Raw genomic sequence first — 26,289 nt, 5'->3', positions numbered from 1 at the left:
ATCGGCTCCTTCGGCATCGGAAGCGACGCGCTGATCCGGGCTCCGTTTCGGATGATGTGCAGCTGCCCGGTCTCCGGGTCGGCGTCAAAGCTGAAATCATGCGCTGCCGCCGGGCTTTCGGTTTCGTGATCCGCATTGTTTTTCTGCATGACGGGCACCGGCGGGACGGCGTTGTCTTTCTTTGGAATGGCCGCGATGCCTGCCGTCAAGGCCGCGCATACCGCGCAGCCGACGAGCATGACGGTTTTTTTGTTCATGATGAATCCCTCCTTGGCTCCAAAGTGTAAAAGGGAATTGTTACGCCAGTGTGACAAAGAGGGAAATGATGCTTTAGTGATTCATCGTACTAGAGGATGAAGGCGTTTTCGTTTGATGGCCGAACCGTCCGGACCAAAAGGCGAGGCCCATCGTCAGCAGCAGCAAGATGCCCGTGAGCAAAAAGACGGTATGGATGCTGAACACGCCGCTGATGGCGCCGCCCGCAAGCGGACCAAGCATGCCGCCAAGCTGGTTTGAGGTTTGGCTCAAGCTGAACGCCCTGCCGCGGAACTCGGCCGAGGTCGCCCGGACCACAAGGCCGTTCAGTGCCGGGAATACGGCGCAAAAGAAACATCCGTACAAAAATCTGACGATCGAGAAGGCCCAAATGTTATAGAACAGGATTTGCAGCAGCGACCCGACGCCTCCGGCAAACAACCCGATCAAAAGGATTTTCCGGAACCCGATTTTGTCGGCGAGTTTGCCCCAGCGGGGCGCGAACAAAATGCTGGCGATTCCGACCAGCGAGAATATGACGCCCGCCAAAATCGAGGCATCGGAGGCCGAATGGCCGAATTCTACGATATAAAGCGGAAGCACCGGCTCGATCGTCATGACCGAAAACTGCGTTAGCATCGTCAGCAGCAGCACGATCAGCAGCGTTTTATTATTGGCGGCAAGTTTGATGGTGCTGAACACGGACACGCGCCCTTTGCCCGGCACGAACTTTTCTTCCTTGACGTAAAAGATGACCAGCAGGGTGGCCAGAAAACAAAGCACGCCGGCGCTGGCGAAAGCCAGCCGGTTATCGAACAGCTTCGACAGCACGCCGCCAAGCAGCGGCCCCATGATGCTCCCGGTCGCCGTCGCGGTCGACATCGTCGAAAGCGCGTACCCGACCTTGTGCTCGGGCGTATTGGTGCCGACGATGGCGATGGCCCCCGGTATAAAGCCGGAAAGAAGTCCCTGCAAAATCCGTAAAATGAGCAGCTGCACCGGGCTCGTGACGAAGGAGGTTAAAATGTAGATGACGCACAGCACAAAACCGGCGCGGACGATCATGGCTTTGCGGCCGTATTTGTCGCCAACCGCCCCCCAGAACGGCGAAGACAGCGCCCCGGCCAAAAACGCGCTGCTGAACAGCAGGCCGGACCACATTTCAACGTTTTCGGTCGTGCCGATTTGAATGAGAAAGATCGGGAGAAACGGTACGACCATGGAGAAGCTTGAAGAGACGATGAAAGAACCGAACCATAAAACCCATAAGTTTTTCTTCCAGATTTCCACTGCTCGTCAACTCCTGACAATTGTGTTGTGGGCTTGGGATCACGAAAATATGTACGCAAAGGATATTGAATCAAAAAGTCCTGATCAGCTTTAGGCTGTTCAGGACTTTTCATTTACATCGTATGGATAACACCCTTATGCTTGTGCAGTCAGAGCGTTCAGTTTTTGCGCCAAGCGGGATTTCTTGCGGCTTGCTGCGTTTTTGTGGATGAGACCTTTAGTCACAGCCTTGTCCAGCTTTTGGGAAGCGGCTTGAACTGCAGCTTTAGCAGCTTCAACTTCATTATTTGCCAGCGCAACGTCAGCGGCTTTCACAGCTGTGCGGAGCGCGGATTTTTGGGAAGCATTAAGCGCACGGCGTTTTTCGTTCGTTTTTACGCGTTTAACGGCGGATTTAATGTTTGGCATTGCATTCACCTCCTGTAAGGCATTCGAATTACTCGAAATGATTCACAACTTAAAATAGTTTAGCATGGGGTACCGCAAAAAGCAATACTAAGGCTTGCATAATCGGAGGCCGCCTCCCGCACACTATAAGGAAAACGGCAAAGGAGGATGATTTTGAGATGGAGTTGGATCTGCAAAAATATAACGTGCGCACCGATTTGGCGGTGGATGCCAGAGAGCTTGCCGCAAAGCAGTATCCGGATTCGATTCCGGGCGTCGATGAAGAGGTTTCGGAAAAGGACGGCATTAAGGTGACCCGGCTGAACGTGCTGACCGACGAAGGCTCGCAGGCGATCGGCCGCCTCAAAGGGCATTACGTCACGCTGGAGGTGCCCGGGCTCCGCAACGGGGATACGGGTTTGCAGGAGCGGGTAGCGGAAGCTTTCGCCAAAGAATTCGAGGATTTTCTGACGCTCATCGGCATTCAAAAGAAAGACACCGTACTCATCGTCGGATTGGGCAACTGGAACGTGACGCCGGACTCGCTGGGTCCGCTCGTGGTGGAAAACGTGCTGGTGACCCGCCAATATTTTGAGCTGATGCCGGACCAGGTCGCGCCGGGCTACCGCCAAATCAGCGCCATCGCGCCGGGCGTCCTCGGCATTACGGGGATCGAGTCCAGCGAGATCGTGCAGGGCATCGTCGACCGGACGAAGCCGGATTTGATCATCGCCATCGACGCGCTGGCCTCCCGTTCGCTGGAACGCGTGAACACGACGATCCAAATCGCCGACATCGGGATCCATCCGGGTTCGGGCATCGGCAACAAGCGGCGGGGATTGACCAAAGAAGTGCTGGGCGTCCCCTGCATCGCCATCGGCGTGCCGACCGTATGTTACGCGTCCACGATCGTCAACAACGTGATGGAAATGATGAAAAAGCATTTTGGCGGCGACCAGCAGCAAACGCGCGAAATTATGGGGCTGCTCGACAGCATTTCCGAAAACGAGCGGCTTGCTTTGGTCAAGGAGGTGCTGGAGCCGCTTGGGCACGACCTGATCGTCACGCCGAAAGAAATCGACGAATTTATCGAGGATATCGCCAACATCGTGGCCAGCGGCCTGAACGCATCGCTGCATGAAGCCGTCGATCCGGGCAATGCCGGTGCCTATACCCACTAAATCCGGTCGACTCATCAAAAGGAAGTCTGCGAATCTATCGCGGCTTCTTTTTTTTCTGCGAATATATCATTTTTGGTTCTAGCGATTCTCCTCCGCTCATAGTTTTGAAGTATAAGAGAGTTCAGGAGGACGACACAATGAAAAATGGATTTCGGCTGTGGAATATCCGCAAATGGAGAACGAAGATGCTGCGCATGCTGTCCATGGGACGCACGTTTTTGCTGCTGGTGATCGGGTCGTTTCTGTTTTTTGTCATGCTGGGGCTCGGCGGAATAGCGGAAAATAAATTGAATTCTTCCCCCGTTTCGTCCATGAAAGGTTTTGCGGGCACGCTGTCGAGCCGGTTTTTTATGGACATGCTGGGCATGGAAGTGCCGCATCTGGACAAGGAAAAGGGCGCGTCGACGTTTTCGGGCGAAAAGATGACGACGTTTGTGTTTCAAATGCTGACAAGCGTCAACCCGCGCGATCCGAAAAGCCTGCTGGCGAATGAGATGCCGGGGATGGGATCAAACGATCCGGTGCTGCTGAGAAGCGCCGCCGGCAACCAAAACATGGTCCCGCCCGAAGATTTTCATCTGCCGCCCGAAGCGGAGGATCCGAATGAAAAACCGGCCAAAACGGAACCGCCGAAGCAAACGGACCAAACGCCCCAAACGCCGGCCAAAGAGCCCGAACCCGGTCCGAAAAAGGAGCCCGGCAATGCGGGGACGTCCAAGCAGGAACCGAAAAGTCCAAGCAAAACGGAAACACCTCCGGCCGCCAATTCGGGCAAAAAAGTGGTCATGATCTATCACTCGCATCCGAGAGAAGCCTATAATCCGCTGCTGAGCAAAACCAGCGACAATCCGAGCTCGGCCTCCCCGGAAAAAAACGTCATGCTGGTCGGGAAATATATGGCCGACAAGCTGGAAAAGCTGGGGGTAGGGACGGTCCACTCGGAGAAGGATTACGCCAATACCGTGAATGGTTACAACTATAATTTTTCATATAAATATTCCCGTCAGACGGTAAAAGAGGCCATGGCCCAAAACAGCGGGCTGGACTATCTCATCGATATCCACCGCGATTCGCAACGGCACGCGAAAACGACGACGGTCATCAACGGAAAGAGTTTCGCCCAGGTGTTTTTTATCATCGGCCATGAAAACAAAAACTGGCGCAAAAACGAAGCTTTCGCAAACGCGATCCACGAGCGGCTGGAGAAGGCGTATCCGGGAATATCCCGAGGCATTTGGGGCAAAACTTCATCCCAAGGCAACGGCGAATATAACCAGTCCCTTTCCGGAAACAGCATCTTGATCGAAGTCGGCGGCATCGACAGCACAAACGAAGAACTGAAGCGGACGGCAGAGGTGCTGGGGCAAATCATCGCGGATTTGTATTTCGAAACCCAAAATGCCGAGAAAGCAAGCGCGGACAAGTCCGGATCGGCCCAAAAGGCAGGGTCCGTCAATTAAGTCGAATTTACGGTATGGACGAAGGAGGAAGCGGTCATGTCGAAATGGACGAAAAGAATTTGGATGGTAGGGGTTTGGGCCGGCATCGGCGTACTGATCGGCATGCAGCTTGCAAGCTCCGGAGGGTCCCAGCCGGACACAGGAACAAGCCCGGCATACGCCAGCAGCCAAGCCGCGGCCGCCGGCAAGGGACAAGCCCCCGCGCCAAAAAGCTCGAACCGTTTCAAGGTCGAGGAAAAAGAACCCGAGCAGGTCGAGGTCAAGGGTACCCGCAACCTGACGCCGGAGCAAATTTTGTCGCCGGAAACCGGGAAGCCGACGGTGGACGTTCTGGCGGACAAAACCGCCGGGCTGCTGCAAAATCTTTCGCAAAAAGGCATCCGGCTGGTCGTTTCCATGTTCGATTCCATTACCGAATGACTTGCGGTCGCAAGTGGGATTGCCCGCCTTTATTTCAACTGCTATAATAAATTGATTGACACATCAGGCTGTTTTGGGGGTAGGGCATGTCAGACGTACAAGCAAGGCAAAAAAATATTCGGAATTTCTGCATCATTGCACATATAGACCACGGCAAATCGACGCTCGCCGACCGGATTTTGGAATATACCGGCGCGCTCACTTCCCGTGAAATGCAGGAACAGGTGCTCGATCAGATGGATCTGGAACGCGAACGCGGCATTACGATCAAGCTGCAGGCCGTCAATCTTGCTTACAAGGCGGACGACGGCCAAGAGTATCTGCTTAATCTGATCGATACGCCGGGACACGTCGATTTCACCTACGAGGTATCGCGAAGCCTCGCCGCTTGCGAAGGCGCGCTCCTCGTCGTGGACGCCGCGCAGGGGATCGAAGCCCAGACGCTGGCCAACGTGTATTTGGCTTTGGACAACAATCTGGAGATCATTCCGGTCATCAACAAAATCGACCTGCCTAGCGCCGACCCGGATCGGGTCAAGCAGGAGATCGAGGACGTCATCGGTCTGGACGCCAGCGAAGCGGTGCTCGCTTCGGCCAAAGCAGGGATCGGGATCAAAGAAATTTTGGAACAGATCGTCAAGCAGGTTCCGCCTCCGTCCGGAGAAGCGGACGAGCCGCTGAAAGCTCTCATTTTCGACTCGCATTACGATCCTTATAAAGGTGTTATCGTGTATGTGCGTGTCGTGAACGGCAGCATTAAGACGGGCTCGAAAATCAAAATGATGGCGACGGGCAAATCGTTTGAGGTCATCGAAGTCGGGGCGTTCAAGCCGCGGATGACGATCGTGGACGAACTGAAGGTCGGGGACGTCGGCTTCATCGTGGCGGGCATCAAGCATGTCGGGGATACCCGGGTCGGCGATACCGTCACGGACGCGAAAAACCCGACGCCGGAACCGCTGCCGGGCTACCGCAAAATCAATCCGATGGTTTATTGCGGCCTGTATCCGATCGAAACGTCGGAATACAACGATTTGCGCGAAGCGCTGGAGAAGCTGCAGCTGAACGACGCATCGCTCAGCTTCGAGCCGGAAACCTCGAGCGCCCTCGGCTTCGGCTTCCGCTGCGGCTTCCTCGGACTCCTCCATATGGAGATCATCCAGGAGCGCATCGAGCGCGAATTCAACATTCCGCTCATTACGACGGCGCCGAGCGTTATTTACCGCGTCACGCTGACAAACGGCGACATGGTCGAGATCGATAACCCGTCCAACTATCCGGAGGTCGGCAAAATCGATTCCGTCGAAGAGCCTTACGTCAAAGCGGCCATCATCGTGCCGAACGATTACGTCGGAACGGTCATGGAGCTGTGCCAAGGCAAACGCGGCGAATTTGTCAACATGGAGTATTTGGACACGACCCGCGTGACGATCACCTACGAAATTCCGCTGTCGGAAATCGTGTACGATTTCTTCGACCAGCTGAAGTCGGGAACGAAAGGATACGCTTCGTTCGACTACGAAATGTCGGGATACCGCAAGTCGAATCTTGTGAAGATGGACATTTTGCTGAACGGCGAGCAGGTGGACGCGTTGTCGTTCATCGTGCACCGCGACCGCGCTTACCAGCGCGGACGGATCATTTGCGAGAAGCTGCGCGAGCTCATTCCGCGCCAAATGTTCGAGGTGCCGATCCAGGCCTCCGTCGGAACGAAGGTCGTGGCCCGCGAGACGGTCAAAGCGATGCGCAAAAACGTCCTTGCCAAATGTTACGGCGGCGACATTTCGCGGAAACGGAAGCTGCTGGAGAAACAAAAGGAAGGCAAAAAACGCATGAAGCAGGTCGGATCCGTGGAAGTGCCGCAGGAAGCGTTTATGGCCGTCCTGAAAATCGACGACAAATAAGCCGTTACGGAAAAGCCGCTGAAGCGGCTTTTCGCATGGTTGGACAAAGAACTAATAGAACGTGGAACGTCGTAGACGTTTTTCTTATACATTAAAGAACCAGAAGGAGGGAATTGAGCCATGGCAGCAGTACAAGCGCAAACGACGGGCAGCGGATCCCAAGAAAGCCGGAAACCGCAGGCGGTCTATCTTCATATTCCCTTTTGCACGAACAAGTGCTTTTATTGCGATTTCAACTCTTACGTGCTGAAAAACCAGCCGGTGATGGACTATTTGCAAGGGCTTGAACGCGAGATGGAGCGGACGGTCAAGGAGGTTCCCCCCGGCGTCATCACATCGATTTTTGTGGGCGGCGGCACCCCGACGGTGCTGAAGCCGGACGAGATGGAATATTTTTTGAAGACGGTCCGCACTTATTTTCCGGATTGGGCCGAAGACATCGAATTTTCAATGGAAGCGAACCCGGGAACGACGGATCTGGAAAAGCTTTCGGTCATGCGCGAAGGCGGCGTCAACCGCGTCAGCTTTGGCGTGCAATCGTTCCAGAACGAGCTGCTCAAGGGCATCGGGCGCATTCACGACACGGACGACGTGTATCAAAGCCTGGAGAACGCCCGCAAGGCGGGGTTCGAAAACTTGTCGATCGACCTCATGTTCGGCTTGCCGAACCAGACGTTGGACATGCTGGCGGAAAGCGTGGACAAGGCGCTGGCGCTCGGGCTGCCGCATTATTCCATCTACAGCCTGAAGGTTGAGGAAAATACGCTTTTCCATACGATGTATAAAAAGAACCAGCTTCCGCTGCCAAGCGAAGACGAGGAACTCCAAATGTACCTCTTGCTCATGGACCGGATGAAAAAAGCGGGTTACGTGCAATACGAAATCAGCAATTTTGCCAAACCCGGTTATCACAGCCGCCACAACATGGCTTATTGGCTGAACGAAGACTATTACGGACTCGGTGCGGGGGCCCACGGTTATGTCGGGCGTCAGCGCCATATGAATATTAAAGGCGTCAATCCGTATACGGAAGCGACGAAAGATGGCCTGCCGCGGCTGGAGACGTTCGAGGTGTCGCGCGAGGAAGCGATGGAGGACTTCATGATGGTCGGCCTGCGCGTGCTGAGCGGGGTGTCGAACCGCCATTTCGAGGAGCAGTTCGGAGCCCGGATCGAGGACGTATTCGCGGAGCCGCTGCATAAAATGCAAAACGCGGGGCTGCTGGAGCCGACGGAGGCGGGATACCGCCTCAGCGAAAAAGGCCTCTTGTTCGGAAACGACGTTTTCGGCGAATTTATCGGCTATTTGACGGTCAAAGAATAGGCTTGCACTTCTATACGCAATGTTGTATATTTATTCATATTATAAAACAGCGACGTGTAGAGGATGCGCAAAATTCCCCGGGCAATAACCTGGTTTGCTTCATCCTCGAATAGGAGGAGAAGTAGGATGCCGGCTGTAGTCACATGCAGAGTTGCGGTCCCGGAGGATGTCGAGCCGCTTTTTCAGATGATCGATGGATATGCGAAAAAAGGGATCATGCTCCCCCGCTCCCGCAAGGTGCTGGAGAAGCAGATCGATCAGTTTGTCGTTGCGGAAGCGGACGGCGCCGTCATCGGCTGCGGCTCGCTTTGCCGCCTCGGAAACGACCTGGTCGAAATCCGCTCTTTGGGGATCATGGACGGGCATAAAGGTCTCGGCATCGGTTCGATGATCGTAAACAAGCTGACGGAGGAAGCCAGACGGCAGGGCATTCCGAAAATTATGGCGTTAACGTACGAGGTATCCTTTTTCGTGAAAAACGGCTTTTCCGTCGTGGAAAAAGAAATTTTCCCCGAAAAGGTATGGACCGATTGCGTCAACTGCAGCAAGCAGTCCTGCTGCGACGAAATCGCCGTGCTGAAGATGCTGGATGAATCTTAAACGAGACTTGATCATCAACCACTTTCATATCAACCGGATGTTCGGCTGATTGAAAGTGGTTTTTTGCGTTAAACAACGGCTTTTTTCTTGCCCTTTTCCGAGGGGAGTCATGTATGATGATGGCAGGGAAGCGGTTTTTTATTCACTTATCACCAATACATTTATTTTCAGTTTGGAAAATGAACGGTTTGCCCGCGTTAACGGTCATATAGTCGAAACACGCATGAAGGAGGTGCCAAGATTGAATGACCGCGAGCTTTTTGAGACGTATAAGGAACAGGTTTACAGGCTCTGCCGCTACATGATGCAAAACCCGTCCGACGCCGAGGACCTCTGCCAGGAGGTGTTCGTAAAAGCTTTGCTGGCCGACCGGTCGCAGGTGCGGGATTTGAAGTCGTGGCTGCTGCGAATCGCGTCCAATGAATGCAACAGCGTGCTCAGAAGGCGCAAAAACGGATGGGCCAAAGAGCTGCGGGCTTATTTGCTCGCTCGTCCAAGGTTGGGCAACCCCGTGGAGGAAAGCGCCGACCGGCATGAAATCAAAGCGGAATTCGACCGCATGTACGGCAAGCTTCCGGACAAAATCCGGCTGGCCGTCACCCTGCGTTATGCCAACGATATGACGGTGCCGGAAATCGCAGGCGTTCTCGGGATTCCGGAAGGAACGGTCAAATCGAGGTTGAACCGGGGAATCAAGCTGCTCCAGCAAATGGCGGCATTTCAGGAAAAGGAGATGATCGGAAATGAGTCGGTATTTTGAAAACGAAGTTCGGGAGAACGTTCAAGCCTGTGAGCGGCCGGATTTTGACCGGATGTGGTCGCGGATCGAACGCGAAGTGGCGGAGCGTAAGGCGGGAGTCGTGCCAACCGAAGCTGCGCCAAGGTCGAGAAAAAAATACATCCCCGCCGCGATTGTATTTTCGTGTTTTATGGTCGCTGCAGTCCCCGCCTTTGCGGGCGTAACGCTGAACTGGGATCATCTATACGGCGGCAAAAGCGTGACCCGTGCGCTGGATAACGGAATCGGGCAGCGTTATGATCTTGACGCAAGCAGCAACGGCGTCACCATGAGCTTGAAAGGGGTCGTCACCGACGGCGAACGAATGAAGCTGCTGGTTGCGGTGGACGCGGGCATGAAGCCGGAAGAATATGATGTGGTCGTATTGGAGCATATGGCCATTAAAGATAAGGCAGGCCATGAGGAACCGCTGAGCGGATATTTGCAATATGACGGGGCGAGCGGCAAGCTGCTCGGCATTTACGAGACGAAGGACACGCTGAAGGACGGCAAAAAAACATACACGCTTGAAGCAGGGAACCTTGTTTATTACAAATCCGAGGCCGTTCCGCTGAAGCAAAAGCCTGCCGTGGGAACCGAAATCAAAACGGGGGAAACGCGGTATCCTTCCCTGAATATCAAGTCGGTCGTCGGTTCCTCGGAGGGGCTGAGCGTCCGTTATAACGTCAACGCCGCTGAGGCGAAAGACGGCGGCAGCGGCGACCCGCATCTGACCGTAACGTACGGAGGTCAAACGGTCCGCGGGTCCGTCACGCAGCTCCCGCCCGAAGGCGAAGGCATCCCGATGGAACAGGTGTTCCCGCGGATGGCGGCAAAAGATTGGGAAAACGCCGACATTCGTTTCAATTATTTGAAAGAATCGAAACGGATCGAGGGCTCCTGGTCGTTCCATTTTCAGACGGACGGCAAAAAGGCTGGCGAAGCGATCTATTCGCGGCCGCTGCAGACGAGCGGCGAATTCCGGGAGAAAGCCCGCAAGTCGCTTGACCGGTTGACGGTCACCCCGCTCGAAATTATCGCCGGCATCAACGAGGAAACGCCGCAGGAGCGCGGCAAATGGTTCGAAGTCAACTACGACGACGTGCGGCTGCAAATCGGGGACCAGGAAATCAAAGGCTCCTACACGATCAAAGGGGATGACCCTGCAAAATACCGGAAAGCGTATGCCTTCGAGTCGCCCGAGTGGTATAAGGATTGGTCCGGCGTTCCGATGAAGCTCATATTGAAGCAGGCCGTCGTCATGAAACGGGACACCTCGGCAAACTGGCTGGCGCTGCACCGGCCGACGGCGGAAAAGCAAACGGCCGAGATGAACCTCGAATCATCCCAAGTCCGGTTTACCTATTATATGGATGGAAAAGATCTGGTCGTCGAATCGGAGCCCGTTTCCGGACCCGTCAAAGGCATCGGCCAATCGATGCTCCGCGTCGACGGCGAAGACGTCTATCCGGAATACGCTCCGAGGGGCCCGGGCGCGCTTGGCAAAAACATTGAGAGATATCCCGATTTCAATATGAGCCATACGCTCGAAATCAATCCGGGGATCTATAGATACAGCGATCCGGGCCGGGATGTGGAGATGGCGCTGACCCAAAAATAAACGAAAAAACAACCGGGCGGGGATACCCGCACAGATTCTATCCCGCATGCCGAACTGACTTGACAATGCTCAGGTCAGTTTGGTATTTTTGTATTAGCGGTTAGCACTCATTGGAGTCGAGTGCTAACGAAGCAAAATTACAACGACCAAAGGGAGGGGAAGACATGCTTACCGAACGCCAACGATTAATTCTGAATGCCATCGTGGACGATTACATCCGTTCGGCGGAACCCGTCGGCTCGCGCAGCATATCGAAACGGGGAGATGTCGGCTTCAGTCCTGCGACCATTCGGAACGAAATGGCCGATTTGGAGGAGCTGGGCTTTCTGGAGCAGCCGCATACATCGGCCGGACGCATCCCTTCTCACAAAGGTTATCGATATTACGTGGACCATCTGGATCCGAAGTATCAAAATCTTTCCGTCGAGATGCGCACGCTGCGCGCTTTTTTCGCGGAGAAGCTGAATGCTACGGAACAGGTCATCCAGCATGCGGCGATGATCCTTTCCAATATCACCAACTACACTTCCATCCTGCTTGGGCCGGAAGTTTTTCATACGTCATTGCGCCATTTTCAGCTGCTGTCGTTAAACGAAACGACCGCGGTGGCGATCATCGTCACAAGCACGGGTCAGGTTGAAAGCAAGACGGTCACCGTGCCGCCCGGCGTTTCCGTGTCCGAAATGGAAAAAGTCGTCAACCTGCTGAACAGCAAACTGGTGAATGTGCCGCTTTACAAGCTGAAAGCGAGACTCTACCGCGAGCTTGGCCAGGAAATGCAGCGCCATTTGACCAATTTCGAGGAGATTATGGGCATCCTGGACAACATATTCGTGGAGGAAGATTCCGATCAGCGCGTGTATTTGAGCGGCGCGACGAATATGCTCACGCAGCCTGAATTCAAAGACGTCGAGAAAGTCAAGGACATTCTGGACCTGCTTGAAGAAACGCCTACGCTGACAAAAATGATGGCGTCGATGCAGGGGGCGGCCGGAATCCAGGTTCGGATCGGCACCGAAAACGACCATGAGGCGTTTGCCAACTGCAGCCTGATTACCGCCACCTATTCCCTGGAAGGCGAAGCGCTCGGAACGATCGGCATATTGGGACCGACGCGGATGGAATACGCCAAGGTGATCGGCCTGCTCGGCATTTTGTCCAAGGACCTGACCGAGATGCTGTCGAAGCGGTATAAATAAGGAGGCTTGAAGACGGATGAGTCAAGGTCAGCAGCCGGTGCGCGAAGGCGAGGAGCGGTATGCCGCGCTGCTTAACAACAGCAACGCCGTTCGGGCCGTCACCTCGGCGGTCGAAGGCACCCTCGGCCCCAAAGGGCTTGACGTCATGCTGGTGGGCGACCGCGGGGAAGTGATCATTACCAACGACGGGGTGACCATCCTCGACAAAATGGACGTCAGCCACCCCGCGGCCAGGCTGCTGATACAAGTAGCCCGGTCGCAGCAAAAAAAGGTCGGGGACGGCACGACGACCGCCACCGTCCTTGCGGGGGCGCTTGTTCAGGAAGGGGTCTCCCAGATCGTAAAAGGGGTACCGGCCTCCAAAGTCGTGGCGGGGATGCAGCAAGGCGTCCGGATGGCGGCCGATTCCCTCCGAAACAGGACGAGGGAAATCCGGGATCTCGACGATCCTTTGCTGGCCAAAGCCGTTTATGTCGCGGGCAGGGAACGGGAAGACATCGTCGCGCTTGTGATGGAGGCCGCTTCGATCGTCGGGCTCCGCAAGCTGAAAGACCCTTCCTACTCCCTTGCCGAAGCGGTTACGGCCCACGAAAAAGGCAATAATGAGGTATTTGAAGGCCTTTTGCTGAGACAGGCGCCGCTGTATCCCCACGATACGCCGGAACTTGCCGATACGCGCATCCTTGTTTTGCATGATGCGCTCGAACCGGAAACGTTGGATGAAGAGGTGCTGACGACCGAGGCCGGTTTTGCCCGCTACATGGAGCTGCGGGAGCGTTTCGCCCGCGATTTGAGCGTGTTGGCCGAACTCGGCGTCGGCCTGATTTTGCTGGAAAAAGGGATTCACCCGGACGCGGAGCAATTTTGCATGGATCACGGCATCATGGTGATCCCCCGGGTAAGCCGGAAGGATCTCGCCCGGGTCAGCTTGATGACGGGAGCCGTGCCGCTTCGCCGGACGGCGTTACATAAGGAACGGGATTCCTTGTCCAGATTGCTTGGATTCACCCCGCTTGCGCGCTACGACGAGCTGCTCGAACGGGTGCGGATTCGCAGCGGAGGGCAGAAGGAGGATCCCGTCGTCACGCTGATCGTCGGGGCAAGCACCGCGGAAGTTGTCGGCGAAGCGGCCCGGATTGCCGCCGATGCGGCTTCGGCGCTGCAGGCGGCGATTTCCGGGGGGATTCTTCCCGGCGGCGGAACCGCGGAGCTGGCCGTCTCCTATGAACTGGAGCGGCGGCGCGAAGCCGTGAAGGGGATGGAGGCGTACGGCATTGCGGCCGTCGCCGCCGCCCTGCGCAAGCCGATGGCCCAAATTTTGCTGAATGCCGGCTACAACCCGCTCGAGAAAATGGAGGAAGCCCGCGCCGCGCAGCTCGCGGAAGAATGCGACGGCATGGGCGTCGATTGCGATACCGGGCTTGTCATCCATTACGAGGAACACGGGATCGTCGACCCTGCGCTCGTCAAAATTCACGGACTGCTTACGGCAGGCGAAGTCGCTTGCGCAGTGCTGCGCATTCATAATGTCATCAAGATGAGAAAACCAAGCGGAAACGAATGATGCCGCTAATGAAAAGCCGGTTTGACGCCGAAAAAGATAGAGCATATTAAGGAGGTGAAGACATCTTGAAAGAAAACCAGCAATTTCAAGAAAACGAAAATGAATTGAATGAAAACCAACACATCGAGGAAACGGCGGAGCAGGAAAACGCGGCTGCCGGGGCGGGTTCGGATGCATCTTCTACGGAAGAGGAAAACCTGGAGACCGTCAACGCAGCCCAGCTGCAAAGCGAGGTTCAGCGCCTTCAAGCGCTTGCCGACGAATACCAGCAGCGCGCCTTGCGGACGCAGGCGGACTTTGACAACTTCCGCAAGCGGACCCAGAAGGAAAAAGAGGATTTCGCGAAATACGCATCCTCCAAGCTGATTACGGAGCTCTTGCCGATCATCGACAATTTCGACCGGGCTATTTCCGCCGCCGGCGACAATGCCGAAATCGAATCCTTTGCCAAAGGCGTGAGCATGATTTTCCGCCAGCTTGAAGGCGTGCTGAAGGCCGAAGGCCTGGAAGCGATGGATACGGTTGGACAGCCGTTTAACCCCGAGTTCCATCAGGCGATCATGCAGGTGGAAAGCGATGAATACGAGGAAGGCACCGTCGTGGAGGAAGTCCAGAAGGGCTACATGCTCAAGGACAGAGTGCTGCGGCCGGCTATGGTCAAAGTCAGCATGTAAATCGGCGGCTTTTCAAATATAAACGTTATAAGCGTCTGATTCCTAATTGATGAAGGAGGATATTTTCTCATGAGTAAAGTTATCGGTATTGACCTTGGAACGACGAACTCTTGCGTAGCCGTGATGGAAGGCGGCGAAGCAGTCGTCATCCCGAACCCGGAAGGCGCGCGCACGACCCCTTCCGTCGTCGGTTTCAAAAAAGACGGGGAGCGCATCGTCGGGGAAACGGCAAAACGCCAAGCCATCACGAACCCTGACCGCACCATCATCTCCATCAAACGCCATATGGGCACGAACCACAAGGAAGTGATCGACGGCAAGGAATTTACGCCGCAAGAGATTTCGGCGATGATTTTGCAAAAATTGAAATCCGACGCCGAAGCGTATTTGGGACAACCGGTAACCCAAGCGGTTATCACGGTTCCCGCATACTTTAACGACAGCCAGCGCCAAGCAACGAAAGACGCCGGCAAAATCGCGGGCCTGGAAGTTCTCCGGATCGTCAACGAGCCGACGGCTGCGGCGCTTGCTTACGGCCTCGAAAAAGCCGAAGACCAAACGATCCTGGTTTATGACCTTGGCGGCGGTACGTTCGACGTATCCATTCTTGAACTGGGCGACGGCTTCTTCGAAGTTAAAGCAACCAGCGGGGACAACCATCTGGGCGGCGACGACTTCGACCAAGTCATCATCGATTACCTCGTGAACGAGTTCAAAAAAGAACAAGGCATCGACCTCAGCAAAGACAAAGCTGCCGTTCAGCGTTTGAAAGACGCGGCGGAAAAAGCGAAAAAGGAACTTTCCGGCGTCCTGACCACGACGATCTCCCTGCCGTTCATCACGGTCGTAGACGGCGTGCCTCAGCACTTGGAAGTGAACCTGACCCGCGCCAAATTCGAAGAAATTTCCGCCGACCTGGTGGAACGCACATTGGGTCCAACCCGTCAAGCGCTTAGCGATGCGGGCATGACTCCGAACGATATCGACAAAATCGTCCTCGTCGGCGGTTCGACGCGTATTCCTGCCGTTCAGGAAGCGATCAAAAAGCTGACGGGCAAAGAGCCTCACAAAGGCGTTAACCCGGACGAAGTGGTGGCGCTGGGCGCAGCGGTTCAAGCGGGCGTCCTGACAGGCGACGTCAAAGACGTCGTATTGCTTGACGTTACTCCGCTGTCTCTCGGTATCGAAACCGCAGGCGGCGTGTTTACGAAAATGATCGAACGCAACACGACGATCCCGACAAGCAAATCGCAAATCTTCTCTACGTACGCCGACAACCAGCCAAGCGTGGAAATCCACGTCTTGCAAGGCGAACGCCAAATGGCGGCAGGCAACAAAACGCTCGGACGCTTTATGCTCGGAGACATTCCTCCTGCACCGCGCGGCGTGCCTCAAATCGAAGTTACGTTCGACATCGACGCGAACGGCATCGTAAACGTGTCTGCGACGGATAAAGGCACGAACAAAACGCAAAAAATTACGATCACTTCTTCCAGCGGCCTGAGCGACGAGGAAGTGGAACGCATGATGAAGGACGCCGAGGCGCATGCCGAAGAAGACCGCAAGCGCAAAGATTTGGTTGAAGCGAAAAACAACGCCGACCAGCTCGTGTACTCCACGGACAAAACGATCAAGGATCTCGGCGACAAAGTCGACGCGGCCGAAATCGACAAAGCGAATGCGGCTAAAGATAAAGTAAAAGCGGCGATCGAAACCGACGATCTCGAGCAAATCAAAAAAGCTACCGAAGAATTGACCGAAATCGTGCAGCAGCTTTCCGTAAAATTGTATGAGCAAGCGGCTCAAGCTCAGCAAGGCGCCGAAGGAGCACAAGGCGGCCAGGAAGGCGCAGCCAAAAAAGACAACGTCGTTGACGCGGATTACGAGGTTGTTGACGAGGACAAAAAACAAGGTTAACCTTAAGAAAGTTATGTTCAGGAAGGGAAGGCAAAGCCGGGGCATCCCAGGTGCTTCGGCTTTCCTTTTTCCATGAGCGGCAATTCCAGAGAAAACAACGGGGGTGGAAGAGTGGCTGAAAAGCGTGATTATTACGAGGTGCTTGGCGTCGGCAAAAACGCTTCGGAAGACGAAATCAAAAAAGCCTACCGGAAGCTTGCCCGCCAATATCACCCGGACGTCAACAAAGCGGATGACGCCGAAGCGAAGTTCAAGGAAGTCAAGGAAGCTTACGACGTGCTCAGCGACAGCCAGAAACGCGCCACCTATGACCAGTACGGACATATCGATCCGAACCAGGGCATGGGCGGAGGTTTTTCGGGAGCCGACTTCGGCGGCTTCGGCGACATTTTCGACATGTTTTTCGGCGGCGGAGGCCGTCGCGATCCGAATGCGCCGCAGCGGGGGAATGATCTTCAATACACGATGACGATCGAATTCAAAGAAGCGGTTTTCGGCGTCGAAAAGGATATTACCATTCCGCGTACCGAAAACTGCGATACCTGCCACGGCACCGGCGCCAAGCCGGGCACGAAGCCGCAAACCTGTTCCGTGTGCCACGGGTCCGGTCAGCAGGAAGTGGTTCAGAACACGCCGTTCGGGCGCATGGTGAACCGCCGCAGCTGTTCGAACTGTAACGGCACCGGCCAAATCATCAAAGAAAAATGCTCGACCTGCGGCGGCAGCGGCAAAGTCAAAAAACAGCGCAAGATCCATGTCAAAATTCCTGCGGGCGTGGACGACGGCGCTCAGCTCCGCATGACGGGCGAAGGCGAAGGCGGTCTGCGCGGCGGTCCTCCGGGCGACCTGTACATCGTCATTCGGGTTAAAGCCCATGATTTCTTCGAGCGCGAAGGCGACGACATCTATTGCGAAATTCCGCTGACCTTTGCGCAGGCGGCGCTTGGGGACGAGATTGAAATCCCGACGCTGACCGAAAAAGTGAAGCTCAAAATTCCCGCAGGCACCCAGACAGGCACGTTTTTCCGCTTAAGAGGCAAAGGCGTTCCGCGTTTGCGCGGCATCGGCCAGGGCGACCAGCACGTGAAGGTCGTCGTCGTGACGCCAAGCAAGCTGAGCGACGAGCAAAAGGATCTGCTTCGCCAGTTTGCCGCCCTTGAAGGCGAGCAGACACATGAGCATGAGCAGTCCTTTTTCGACCGGATGAAACGCGCTTTCCGCGGGGAATAATTGGGTAAAGCAGTACCGGCAAACCGGCCATTTTGTGGCCGGTTTTTTTGGTCTATATAAGTCGAACTAAAGAAACGTGACAAGGAATAGGCAAGAGGTTCAATATGATAAAAGAGATCTCCTTTTTAGAATATTGAACCTAGGAGAAATGACACAAAAATTTATACATTTCCGTTTTCCCGCAAAGTGCCTGAATCGGCTATGAAGCCCATATCCGCGCTATGCGTTTTTTTTGGTCGTTTGAGCCTGCGGTTTCCGCTTTCGATGGAACCCGGCGCATATTCGATCCGCATTAGGCAAAATCTAACCAAAGGCATGAAAGCCTATTTTATGGCCAAGGAATGAAACTTAAGACAGGCAGGTGAGCTTAATGGCCGAAAAAAATATATTGGCCTATTTCAAAACGCCGGAGGAAGCCGAAAGCGTGTCCAGGAAGCTGCAGTCGCTGCGTGTCGTGGACATGTCGATCGACCGCTTCAGCATGTTCCCGGGAACGGATCAGTATGGGGAGCGGAACCTCACTGGCATGGGCAGCTTGTCCTCCGTGACCTTCGGGAACACGATCGGCGGCGATGCCGGGGTGCTGGCCGCCACGAATACCTCGGCTAGCGGCATGAGCGACGGGGGTCAAGGGGGGCCTACCGGAAGGGATATTTTGCTGACCGTCGTGGTCGAGGAAGAATCGTTTGAAAAGGCGATGAAAATCATCGAAGAAGCGGGCGGTTTCGTATAGTTTCCACGATGCGGATTGCGGGACCGACGCATAAAAAATCGAAAGAAGGTGCTGGAATATGGCTAACCGTGACAAAAAGGGACGCATCATGACCAAAACGGAAAAAATCAAAGAACTGATGTCCATGAAAAACGAGGACGTCGAATTTTCCGGGGCGCTCGCCGACGCGGACGACGTGGAAGCGCTCCGCCGCAGCGAAGCCGCCGACGATCGCCAGCTGCGCAAAATGGATGACGGCTGGACGTCTTGAACGTGTCAGGCAGTGGGTAACTTATCCATAACCGTGCATAAGCCTTAAGGCGAGCGCGGTTATTTTTTGCGCGGAAATAATTCGGGACAATAAATTCTTTTTCTTTAACAGAGATGGAATCAAAATATCCATATTGCCCATTATGGATTATTCAACGCCCATCTTACTTCTTGATCTATACATGCTTTGAAAACATTACCAACCGCATTCCTCACTCAAGAAACGGCTAATTTACTTAAAATTTTGTACTCGGCAGCCCATGTATAGTACAATAAAAGCTATGCACGAGTTGAGGAGGAAGATGAGTAACGATGTTATGGCATGAAATAACGATACATACGACAGAGGAAGCCGTGGAGATGATTTCCAATTTTCTGCATGAAGCGGGTGCGGGCGGCGTTTCGATCGAAGAATCCGGTTCGTTGAACAAAAAGCGCGACACGTCTTACGGGCAATGGTACGAGGTGCCGCTTAACGATATTCCCGAAGGGCAAGCCGAAATCAAAGGATATTTTTCGGAGGAGTCCCCGGTGGAGGACATTCTGGAAGAAGTGAAGCAAAGAATCGAAGGACTGCGCGAGTTTGAGATCGATCCGGGGGAAGTCCGTTATGAGACCAAAACGGTCAACGAGGATGAATGGGCGACCGCCTGGAAGCAATATTTCAAGCCGCTGCGCGTCTCCGACCGGTTGACGATCAAACCGACCTGGGAGGATTACGAGCCGGAACATGAGTCCGAAAAAATCATCGAGCTCGACCCCGGCATGGCGTTTGGCACGGGAACCCATCCGACGACGGCGCTTTGCCTGCGCACGCTGGAGAAGGTCGTCAAAGGCGGCGAGGAAATCATCGACGTCGGTACCGGTTCGGGCATTTTGTCCATCGGCGCGGTGCTGCTCGGGGCAAAACATGTGCTCGCCCTGGACCTGGATCCGGTGGCGGTGTCGAGCGCGCGCGAAAATTCGGCGCTGAACCGCATGGAAGAACAGATTACGGTCAAAGAAAGCGATCTGCTGGGCCTGCTGAACGGCGGCAACGGAAGCGAGCTCGGAATTACGCTGCCGGTCGACATCGTCGTGGCCAACATTTTGGCTGAAATTATTTTGCTGTTCATCGATGATGTGTATCAAGCGCTTAAGCCGGGCGGCGTTTATATCGCGTCGGGCATTTATAAAAATAAAGTGGAAATCGTACAGCAGGCACTTGAGGATTCCGGTTTTGCCATTGAGGACGTATGCCGCGATGAGGACTGGGTCGCATTTGTGGCCAGAAAGAGGTCATGATGGATTTTTTGAACAGAATACTGAGCGTACCGCTTCACCAGCTCCCTTTTTATTTGATCGTGCTGGTGATCGCGTTTACGGTGCATGAATTTTCGCATGCTTATTTTGCCTATAAATTCGGCGACCCGACGGCGAAGCTGCTCGGCCGGGTCACGTTGAACCCCGCGGTTCACTTCGACCTGCTCGGGATCATTTTGCTCCTGATCGCAGGTTTCGGCTGGGCGAGGCCCGTTCCGGTCAACCGCGACAATTTCAAAAGCCCGCGGCTGATGGGCGTGGTCGTATCGGCTGCCGGGCCGCTCAGCAACTTTTTCCTTGCGGTCATCGGGACGTTCATCTATTCGCTGCTCATCAGCACCGGCGTGCTGGCGTCGATTTCGAATCCGAAACTTCTCGAAGCCATCGTGTTGTTTTTCCAACTGTTCGGCTTGATGAACTTTTTCCTGTTCCTGTTCAACCTTATTCCGCTGCCGCCGCTCGACGGCTACCGGATCGTGGAAGACCTTGTTCCGCGCCCGGTGAGGAGCAAGCTGCAGCAGGTGGAGCAGTGGTCGGTGTTTATCTTTTTGCTCATTTTGTTTATTCCGGTGCTTCGAGAATATACGATTTCGCCTCTCTATCTGCTGGCAAAAAATTTATATTACCACTTCATGCAGGTCTTTTTGCATATTTTGTCATAGGCAGGGGACGCCCGAAACGTGAAACATGTACTGGTCATGGACCGGGCAAATGTTGTATGATGAGGATTGTGATTTTTTTAAAATAGGATGTTGATGATCATGCAGCGGTATTTCGTATCGCCCGAGCAGTTCAAAGAAAATACAGTGGACATTTCCGGCGAGGACGCGCGCCATATTTCGAAGGTGATGCGCGGCAAAGCCGGGGACCAATTCATCGTCAGCGACGGCGTCTCGCGCGAGGCGCTTGTTGAGATTACCGCGATCGAACAAGGCGCGGTTACGGCCGAGGTTGTGCGCCGGCTGGAGATGACGCATGAGCCCGCCGTGAAAGTGACGGTCGCCCAGAGCCTGCCGAAAGGGGACAAGATGGAAACCGTCATCCAGAAATGTACCGAAATCGGCGCGGTTTCTTTCGTTCCTTTTATTTCGGAGCGGACCATCGTGCAATACGATGCCAAAAAGGAATCCAAGCGGCTGGAGCGTTGGAACAAAATCGCCAAGGAAGCGGCCGAGCAGAGCCACCGGAACACGGTTCCGGAGGTGGCGCAGCCGCTTGCCTGGAAGCAGCTTTTGCCGGCGTTCCGAAATTACGATGCCGTTTATTTTTGTTATGAGAAGGAAGAAGGCCTTCAGCTGCGCGATGCGCTGAGACCTTTCATGCAGGCTTTGCCGGCGGACCGTCCGCCGCGCGTGCTGCTCCTCGTAGGTCCCGAAGGCGGGTTCAGCGAAGAGGAATGCCGGCAGGCGGAGGAAGCGGGCGCGGCGAGCGTCGGTCTCGGCAAGCGGATCCTGCGCTGCGAAACAGCGGGTATGGTTGCCCTTGCATGCATACTTTACGAATCCGGAGAAATGGGGGGAGTTTGAAAATGCCATCCGTTGCATTTTATACATTAGGTTGCAAGGTTAATTTTTACGATACGGAAGCCATCTGGCAGCTGTTCAAAAATGAAGGCTACGAGCAGGTGGATTTCGAACAGACCGCAGACGTTTATTTGATCAATACATGTACCGTGACAAACACCGGGGACAAAAAAAGCCGGCAGATCATCCGCCGCGCCGTCCGCCGCAATCCGGAAGCGATCATCGCCGTTACCGGCTGCTACGCGCAGACGTCCCCGGCCGAAATTATGGACATTCCCGGCGTGGATCTCGTCATCGGCAACCAGGACCGCGACAAAATCATTCCGTTCGTGAATGAAATCCGCGAAAAACGCGAGCCGATCAACGCCGTGCGCAACATCATGAAAAACCGCGTGTTCGAGGACATGGACGTGCCAAGCTTTGCGGACCGCACGCGCGCCTTCTTGAAAATCCAGGACGGCTGCAACAACTTCTGCACGTTCTGCATCATTCCGTGGTCACGCGGACTGTCGCGCAGCCGCGATCCGAAAAGCATCATCACCCAGGCCCACCAGTTGGTCGAAGCGGGCTATAAAGAAATCGTCCTGACGGGCATTCATACGGGCGGCTTCGGCGACGACCTGGAAAACTACCGCTTGTCGGACCTGCTGTGGGATTTGGACAAGGTGGACGGCTTGGAAAGAATCCGCATCAGTTCGATCGAGGCGAGCCAAATCGACGACAACATGCTGGACGTGCTGAACCGCTCGTCGAAAATGTGCCGCCATCTGCATATCCCGCTGCAGGCGGGAGACGATGCCGTCCTGAAACGGATGCGCCGCAAATATACGACCGAGGAATTTTACAATAAAATGCAATTGATCCGTCAAGCGATGCCGGACGTCGGCATTACGACGGACGTCATCGTCGGTTTCCCGGGAGAAACGGATGAAATGTTCCGGAACGGTTACAATTTCATGAAGGAGATCAACTTCTCCGAGATGCACGTGTTCCCGTATTCCCAACGGAACGGTACGCCTGCTTCGCGGATGCAGGACCAGATCGACGAAGAGGTCAAGCATGCGCGCGTGCGCGAGCTCATCAGCCTGTCCGAGCAAATGCAGCTCGCCTATGCGGAGAAATTCGTCGGCCAGGTGCTCGACGTCATTCCGGAGGGCTCCAAGGAGTCCCACGGCCCGGGCAAAATGCACGGCTTCAGCGACAACTATTTGCAGCTTGTATTTGACGGCTCCGAAGCCCTTCAGGGCCAGCTCTGCCGCGTCAAGGTGACCAAAGCGGGCGTGCATGAATGCGAAGGACAGCTCGTGCGCGTTCTTGGAGAAGCTTCCGGCGCTGCCATGTAAACAATCAATCCAATGGATGAAAAACAAGGATTTCATTTCCGGTGCAAACCAGGGAGGTGGAATCCTTGTTGCACTATTCGCTTCGGTAAGGGAGGAATCGGGATGGCCAGAACGGAGATTTCAGCAGGAGGCGTCGTATACCGCAAAGCCGGAGACCGGCTGGAAGCGCTGCTCATTACGGACAGGTACGGCAAGATTTCGCTTCCGAAAGGCAAGATGGAGCCCGGCGAGACGGTGGAGCAGACGGCGCTGCGCGAAATTGAGGAGGAAACGGGGATCAAAGGGAACATCGTGGCCCCCGTGGACGTCATCAAATATAAATACCAGCATCCGGTGCATGGGGAAGTGGACAAGGAAGTCCATTATTACCTCGTCGAAGCCGTGAGCGGCACCTTGCGCCCGCAGGTAGAGGAAATCAGCGGCGTGTCCTGGTATGATCCGGCGGAGGCGTGGAGCAAGCAGGAGCAAGGCGGTTATGATAACAACGACGTGATCGTCCGCAAGGCGCTTGCCCGCCTCGGGATCCGCGTGTAAGGGGGCAGGCAAGGCGCGCCATTTCGGATGTTAATGCTGAAAGCGGAGCTTTTTCCAGACCGGCAAATAGCATAACGGAAGCGCGGCGAGCGAACAAACGATGTTAAACAGCGTTTGGGCGTGGGCGATCTGGGCTCCGCCGTCGGCCGACAGCAAGGAGACGGCCCAATGCAGCTGCGGGATGAAGGGCATAAACAGCAGCGCCCCGCCTACGTTGAGGACGACATGCGTCCAGGCGACGAATCGGCCGGATTTCGTGCTGCCGATGGCGGCAATGACGGCCGTGACGCAAGTGCCTACGTTAGCGCCAAGCACGATGCCGATGCCGATGCCGACCGGAAGCGTTCCGGCGGCCGCAAGCGCGATCGCAAGGCCGATGACGGCGGCGCTGCTGTGCATAAGGGCGGTAAGCGCCGCTCCGGCGGCGACGCTCCACCACAGGTTATGCGTGGATTGGCCGATAAACCAGCCGAACAGCCCCGACTGTTCGAGCGCAGGGCCGATCATCTGCATGACGCGGATGCCGAGCATCACCATGGCAAAACCGGCCGCAGCCAGAGCCATCAGCTGGATCGGCCTGAAGGCCCGGGAGGCGCTGCGCATGGAAAACAGCTTGTATTCGTCGAGCAGGACCGCCGCGGCCCATACGAGGATGGAAACGCCGAGCAGAGGAAGCGCGATCCGGCCGATCTGCAGTCCGATGAGCTCGGTCGTAAGGCAGGTTCCGATGTTGCTGCCGAGAATGATGCCCAGCGTCCGCTCGAACGAGAGCAGCCCGGCGTTCACAAGGCCCATCGTGAGCACGGTAACGGCGGTGCTGCTTTGGAGCACGGCCGTGATGCCCGTGCTGAACAGCATGCCTTTGAAAGGGGATGAGGTCGCTTTTTCCAGAAAGTTCGAAAGCAGCGGTCCCGCCCAGCTCCCGAGCGCCGCTTCCATCACCTTCATGCCGGCCAAAAAAATGATGAGCCCGTAAATGACGGGAAAAATAACCGTATGAAACATGGGGAAGGTTCTCCTTTGGCGGATTCTTGTCCATGCATTACATATATGCCGCTGTGTGGACAACCATGACTTGGAGGGCGGCGCACATTTAAGATTCAAGATATTGCACACGAGTAGGAGTGGACATGTTGGGAACTGTCGTTCTTCATAAAAACCGCAAAAAAAGGCTGGAGCAGGGACATCCATGGATTTTTAAAAATGAAATCGAGTCGGTCCAGGGCGACCCGCAGCCCGGGGATCTGGTTCATGTCGTGAACCATCAAGGGCGTTATTTGGCGACGGGGTATTACAACCCGGCATCTCAAATCACGGTGCGCGCCGTTTCCTACCGCGAAATCGAAGCGATGGACGAAGCCTTTTTTACGGAACGTTTCCTAGGCTGCCTGAAGCACCGGGAACGCTTCCTGAATGACGGAAACGCGTACCGCCTTGTATACGGGGAGGCCGACTTCCTTCCGGGGCTGATCGTAGACCGTTTCGATGACGTGCTGGTCATTCAGCTGCTGACGCTGGGCATGGATATCCGCCGCAAGGAGATCATCGCAGCTTTGGCCAAAGTGATGAATCCCCGGGGGATTTACGAACGGAGCGATGTTCCGATCCGGGAGCTGGAGGGGCTCGAGCAAACCAAAGGACCGGTCTACGGAGACTGCCCTAGATTCGTGACGGTGCGGGAAAACGGCCTTTTGATCCGCGTCGATATCGAGGAAGGGCAAAAAACCGGCTACTTTTTCGACCAACGGGAAAACCGCGCATCGATCGAGCCGCTGATGACGGGCTGGGGCGAGCGCAGCGGCATTACGGTCCGGGAAGTCGAAGAAAACGGGCAAACGGTAGAGCGCCCGGTGAACAAAAGCGGCAAGGTCGTCACGTTCCCGTACTGGGACGGCGCGACGGTGCTGGAGTGCTTTTCGCATACCGGCAGCTTTACGCTGCATGCCTGCAAATACGGCGCCAAAAAGGTCACCTGCCTGGACATCTCCCAGCATGCGATCGACAGCGCGCGCGAAAACGTGGAGCTGAACGGATTCGGCGACCGCGTGGAATTTGTGGTGGACGACGCGTTCCAGTATTTGCGCAACCAGGTCAAAGGGCTTGAGGAAAGAGAAGAACGTTCCCGCGGCACTGGAGGCAAGGTCGACACCTCGCAAAAAATGACCGCCGGCGGCGGCAGAACCTGGGATGTCGTCATTTTGGACCCGCCGGCTTTCGCCAAAACCAAAAGCGCGGTTAAAGGCGCCTGCAGAGGGTACAAGGACATCAACCTGCACGGCATGAAGCTGGTGAACGAAGGCGGATACCTGGTTACCGCCAGCTGTTCGTACCATATGCGGCCCGATTTGTTCCTCGAGACGATCCGGGAAGCCGCGGCCGACGCGGGCAAAATATTGCGCCTGATCGAATGGCGCGCCGCAGGCAAAGACCATCCGCAAATTTTGGGCGTCGACGAAGGGCATTACCTGAAATTTGCGATTTTTGAAGTGAGAAGCAAAACCTTTTCATAGGAATGCAGCCGGACTGCCGCTTTGAATCCGAAAAAGGATTCGGCGGCAGTTTTTTTAGAGATCAAGATTTTCAAAATTCGATTCCGGCCGCTCCCGGGTACGATTTATTGACGAATTAAACCGTTTCGTTCTGTATGTTGCTGATTGGAAGTCGCTCCTTGGATTTTTGCAAAATCCTCAGGTAAGAAACGCCGGCGAAGAGGCTTTTTGCAAATAATGGACGTTAAACGCTAGCGGAGTTTTAATGGTAAAATAGTAGGAGCTTTATAGCCATTTTGGTTGATAGATTAGG

Annotated in this window: 24 protein-coding genes; 21 read left to right on the top strand and 3 right to left on the bottom strand. The window is 55.0% G+C overall.

Features of this window, described 5'->3' with window-relative positions:
* Positions 1–330: 330 nt before the first annotated feature.
* The gene (locus tag GQY55_RS18580; RefSeq protein WP_160043378.1) at positions 331–1,545 is read right to left on the bottom strand and encodes an MFS transporter; all 1,215 of its coding nucleotides are present in this window, start codon (positions 1,543–1,545) and stop codon (positions 331–333) included.
* Between the two features lie 135 nt (positions 1,546–1,680).
* Positions 1,681–1,953 (bottom strand): 30S ribosomal protein S20, encoded by a 273-nt coding sequence (rpsT, locus tag GQY55_RS18575; protein WP_160043377.1) that lies wholly within the window; start codon positions 1,951–1,953, stop codon positions 1,681–1,683.
* Between the two features lie 158 nt (positions 1,954–2,111).
* Between rpsT and gpr the strand changes: the two genes are divergently transcribed.
* The 20 genes from gpr to GQY55_RS18475 all read left to right on the top strand — a co-directional run bounded on the left by gpr (position 2,112) and on the right by GQY55_RS18475 (position 23,487).
* Positions 2,112–3,113 carry a GPR endopeptidase gene (gene gpr / locus GQY55_RS18570; protein WP_160043376.1) on the top strand — a complete coding sequence of 334 codons (1,002 nt, stop codon included), beginning with the start codon at positions 2,112–2,114 and terminating at the stop codon, positions 3,111–3,113.
* Positions 3,114–3,250: 137 nt separating this feature from the next.
* Positions 3,251–4,573: a stage II sporulation protein P gene (locus GQY55_RS18565; RefSeq protein ID WP_160043375.1), complete on the top strand. Its 1,323-nt coding sequence runs from the start codon at positions 3,251–3,253 to the stop codon at positions 4,571–4,573.
* Positions 4,574–4,609: 36 nt separating this feature from the next.
* The gene (locus tag GQY55_RS18560) at positions 4,610–4,993 is read left to right on the top strand and encodes a hypothetical protein (RefSeq protein WP_160043374.1); all 384 of its coding nucleotides are present in this window, start codon (positions 4,610–4,612) and stop codon (positions 4,991–4,993) included.
* An 86-nt stretch (positions 4,994–5,079) separates the two neighbouring features.
* A complete protein-coding gene (gene lepA, locus GQY55_RS18555) occupies positions 5,080–6,897 on the top strand; it encodes a translation elongation factor 4 (RefSeq protein WP_160043373.1) in 1,818 nt (605 codons plus the stop codon).
* A gap of 120 nt (positions 6,898–7,017) precedes the next feature.
* A complete protein-coding gene (hemW, locus tag GQY55_RS18550; RefSeq protein WP_160043372.1) occupies positions 7,018–8,220 on the top strand; it encodes a radical SAM family heme chaperone HemW in 1,203 nt (400 codons plus the stop codon).
* A gap of 126 nt (positions 8,221–8,346) precedes the next feature.
* The gene (locus GQY55_RS18545; RefSeq protein ID WP_160043371.1) at positions 8,347–8,820 is read left to right on the top strand and encodes an N-acetyltransferase; all 474 of its coding nucleotides are present in this window, start codon (positions 8,347–8,349) and stop codon (positions 8,818–8,820) included.
* Between the two features lie 241 nt (positions 8,821–9,061).
* Positions 9,062–9,580 carry an RNA polymerase sigma factor gene (locus GQY55_RS18540; RefSeq protein WP_160043370.1) on the top strand — a complete coding sequence of 173 codons (519 nt, stop codon included), beginning with the start codon at positions 9,062–9,064 and terminating at the stop codon, positions 9,578–9,580.
* Positions 9,564–11,219 (top strand): DUF4179 domain-containing protein, encoded by a 1,656-nt coding sequence (locus tag GQY55_RS18535; protein ID WP_160043369.1) that lies wholly within the window; start codon positions 9,564–9,566, stop codon positions 11,217–11,219. Before GQY55_RS18540 ends, GQY55_RS18535 begins: the two co-directional genes overlap by 17 nt.
* 164 nt (positions 11,220–11,383) lie before the next feature.
* Positions 11,384–12,418 carry a heat-inducible transcriptional repressor HrcA gene (gene hrcA, locus GQY55_RS18530; protein ID WP_160043368.1) on the top strand — a complete coding sequence of 345 codons (1,035 nt, stop codon included), beginning with the start codon at positions 11,384–11,386 and terminating at the stop codon, positions 12,416–12,418.
* A 16-nt stretch (positions 12,419–12,434) separates the two neighbouring features.
* On the top strand, positions 12,435–13,982 hold the full coding sequence (locus GQY55_RS18525) for a TCP-1/cpn60 chaperonin family protein (RefSeq protein ID WP_160043367.1): 1,548 nt from the start codon (positions 12,435–12,437) through the stop codon (positions 13,980–13,982).
* A gap of 65 nt (positions 13,983–14,047) precedes the next feature.
* Entirely contained in the window at positions 14,048–14,656 is a 609-nt protein-coding gene (grpE, locus tag GQY55_RS18520) for a nucleotide exchange factor GrpE (RefSeq protein ID WP_160043366.1), read from the top strand.
* Positions 14,657–14,725: 69 nt separating this feature from the next.
* Positions 14,726–16,573 carry a molecular chaperone DnaK gene (gene dnaK, locus GQY55_RS18515; protein ID WP_160043365.1) on the top strand — a complete coding sequence of 616 codons (1,848 nt, stop codon included), beginning with the start codon at positions 14,726–14,728 and terminating at the stop codon, positions 16,571–16,573.
* Between the two features lie 111 nt (positions 16,574–16,684).
* Positions 16,685–17,803: a molecular chaperone DnaJ gene (gene dnaJ / locus GQY55_RS18510; RefSeq protein WP_160043364.1), complete on the top strand. Its 1,119-nt coding sequence runs from the start codon at positions 16,685–16,687 to the stop codon at positions 17,801–17,803.
* 370 nt (positions 17,804–18,173) lie between these two features.
* Positions 18,174–18,536, top strand: a complete 363-nt coding sequence (locus GQY55_RS18505) for a hypothetical protein (protein WP_160043363.1) — start codon at positions 18,174–18,176, stop codon at positions 18,534–18,536.
* A 58-nt stretch (positions 18,537–18,594) separates the two neighbouring features.
* Entirely contained in the window at positions 18,595–18,786 is a 192-nt protein-coding gene (locus GQY55_RS18500; protein ID WP_160043362.1) for a YfhD family protein, read from the top strand.
* Between the two features lie 311 nt (positions 18,787–19,097).
* Positions 19,098–20,069 (top strand): 50S ribosomal protein L11 methyltransferase, encoded by a 972-nt coding sequence (gene prmA, locus GQY55_RS18495; protein ID WP_160043361.1) that lies wholly within the window; start codon positions 19,098–19,100, stop codon positions 20,067–20,069.
* Positions 20,069–20,749, top strand: coding sequence for a site-2 protease family protein (locus tag GQY55_RS18490; protein WP_160043360.1), 681 nt, complete (start codon positions 20,069–20,071; stop codon positions 20,747–20,749). The genes prmA and GQY55_RS18490 overlap by 1 nt, the downstream gene beginning before the upstream one ends.
* Before the next feature lie 99 nt (positions 20,750–20,848).
* A complete protein-coding gene (locus tag GQY55_RS18485; RefSeq protein WP_160043359.1) occupies positions 20,849–21,613 on the top strand; it encodes a 16S rRNA (uracil(1498)-N(3))-methyltransferase in 765 nt (254 codons plus the stop codon).
* Positions 21,614–21,615: 2 nt separating this feature from the next.
* A complete protein-coding gene (mtaB, locus tag GQY55_RS18480) occupies positions 21,616–22,953 on the top strand; it encodes a tRNA (N(6)-L-threonylcarbamoyladenosine(37)-C(2))-methylthiotransferase MtaB (protein ID WP_160043358.1) in 1,338 nt (445 codons plus the stop codon).
* Positions 22,954–23,055: 102 nt separating this feature from the next.
* Positions 23,056–23,487 (top strand): NUDIX hydrolase, encoded by a 432-nt coding sequence (locus GQY55_RS18475; protein WP_160043357.1) that lies wholly within the window; start codon positions 23,056–23,058, stop codon positions 23,485–23,487.
* 30 nt (positions 23,488–23,517) lie between these two features.
* Here GQY55_RS18475 and GQY55_RS18470 read toward each other — a convergent pair whose 3' ends face one another.
* Positions 23,518–24,492: a Na/Pi cotransporter family protein gene (locus tag GQY55_RS18470; protein WP_160043356.1), complete on the bottom strand. Its 975-nt coding sequence runs from the start codon at positions 24,490–24,492 to the stop codon at positions 23,518–23,520.
* A gap of 128 nt (positions 24,493–24,620) precedes the next feature.
* On the opposite strand from GQY55_RS18470, the gene GQY55_RS18465 reads away from it, so the two are divergent.
* On the top strand, positions 24,621–25,997 hold the full coding sequence (locus GQY55_RS18465; protein ID WP_160043509.1) for a class I SAM-dependent rRNA methyltransferase: 1,377 nt from the start codon (positions 24,621–24,623) through the stop codon (positions 25,995–25,997).
* The last annotated feature ends 292 nt before the right edge of the window (positions 25,998–26,289 follow it).

Source organism: Paenibacillus sp. USDA918EY, from assembly GCF_009870825.1.
Taxonomy (GTDB): Bacteria; Bacillota; Bacilli; order Paenibacillales; family Paenibacillaceae; genus Paenibacillus_AQ; species Paenibacillus_AQ albilobatus.
This window is presented reverse-complemented; position numbering and strand designations above follow the sequence as displayed.

Coding starts and splice junctions, on each gene's coding strand:
- rpsT (WP_160043377.1), bottom strand. CDS start 1,953: ATGCCAAACATTAAATCCGCCGTTAAACGCGTAAAAACGAACGAAAAA.
- gpr (WP_160043376.1), top strand. CDS start 2,112: ATGGAGTTGGATCTGCAAAAATATAACGTGCGCACCGATTTGGCGGTG.
- GQY55_RS18565 (WP_160043375.1), top strand. CDS start 3,251: ATGAAAAATGGATTTCGGCTGTGGAATATCCGCAAATGGAGAACGAAG.
- GQY55_RS18560 (WP_160043374.1), top strand. CDS start 4,610: ATGTCGAAATGGACGAAAAGAATTTGGATGGTAGGGGTTTGGGCCGGC.
- lepA (WP_160043373.1), top strand. CDS start 5,080: ATGTCAGACGTACAAGCAAGGCAAAAAAATATTCGGAATTTCTGCATC.
- hemW (WP_160043372.1), top strand. CDS start 7,018: ATGGCAGCAGTACAAGCGCAAACGACGGGCAGCGGATCCCAAGAAAGC.
- GQY55_RS18545 (WP_160043371.1), top strand. CDS start 8,347: ATGCCGGCTGTAGTCACATGCAGAGTTGCGGTCCCGGAGGATGTCGAG.
- GQY55_RS18535 (WP_160043369.1), top strand. CDS start 9,564: ATGAGTCGGTATTTTGAAAACGAAGTTCGGGAGAACGTTCAAGCCTGT.
- hrcA (WP_160043368.1), top strand. CDS start 11,384: ATGCTTACCGAACGCCAACGATTAATTCTGAATGCCATCGTGGACGAT.
- GQY55_RS18525 (WP_160043367.1), top strand. CDS start 12,435: ATGAGTCAAGGTCAGCAGCCGGTGCGCGAAGGCGAGGAGCGGTATGCC.
- dnaK (WP_160043365.1), top strand. CDS start 14,726: ATGAGTAAAGTTATCGGTATTGACCTTGGAACGACGAACTCTTGCGTA.
- GQY55_RS18505 (WP_160043363.1), top strand. CDS start 18,174: ATGGCCGAAAAAAATATATTGGCCTATTTCAAAACGCCGGAGGAAGCC.
- GQY55_RS18500 (WP_160043362.1), top strand. CDS start 18,595: ATGGCTAACCGTGACAAAAAGGGACGCATCATGACCAAAACGGAAAAA.
- prmA (WP_160043361.1), top strand. CDS start 19,098: ATGTTATGGCATGAAATAACGATACATACGACAGAGGAAGCCGTGGAG.
- GQY55_RS18490 (WP_160043360.1), top strand. CDS start 20,069: ATGGATTTTTTGAACAGAATACTGAGCGTACCGCTTCACCAGCTCCCT.
- GQY55_RS18485 (WP_160043359.1), top strand. CDS start 20,849: ATGCAGCGGTATTTCGTATCGCCCGAGCAGTTCAAAGAAAATACAGTG.
- mtaB (WP_160043358.1), top strand. CDS start 21,616: ATGCCATCCGTTGCATTTTATACATTAGGTTGCAAGGTTAATTTTTAC.
- GQY55_RS18475 (WP_160043357.1), top strand. CDS start 23,056: ATGGCCAGAACGGAGATTTCAGCAGGAGGCGTCGTATACCGCAAAGCC.
- GQY55_RS18470 (WP_160043356.1), bottom strand. CDS start 24,492: ATGTTTCATACGGTTATTTTTCCCGTCATTTACGGGCTCATCATTTTT.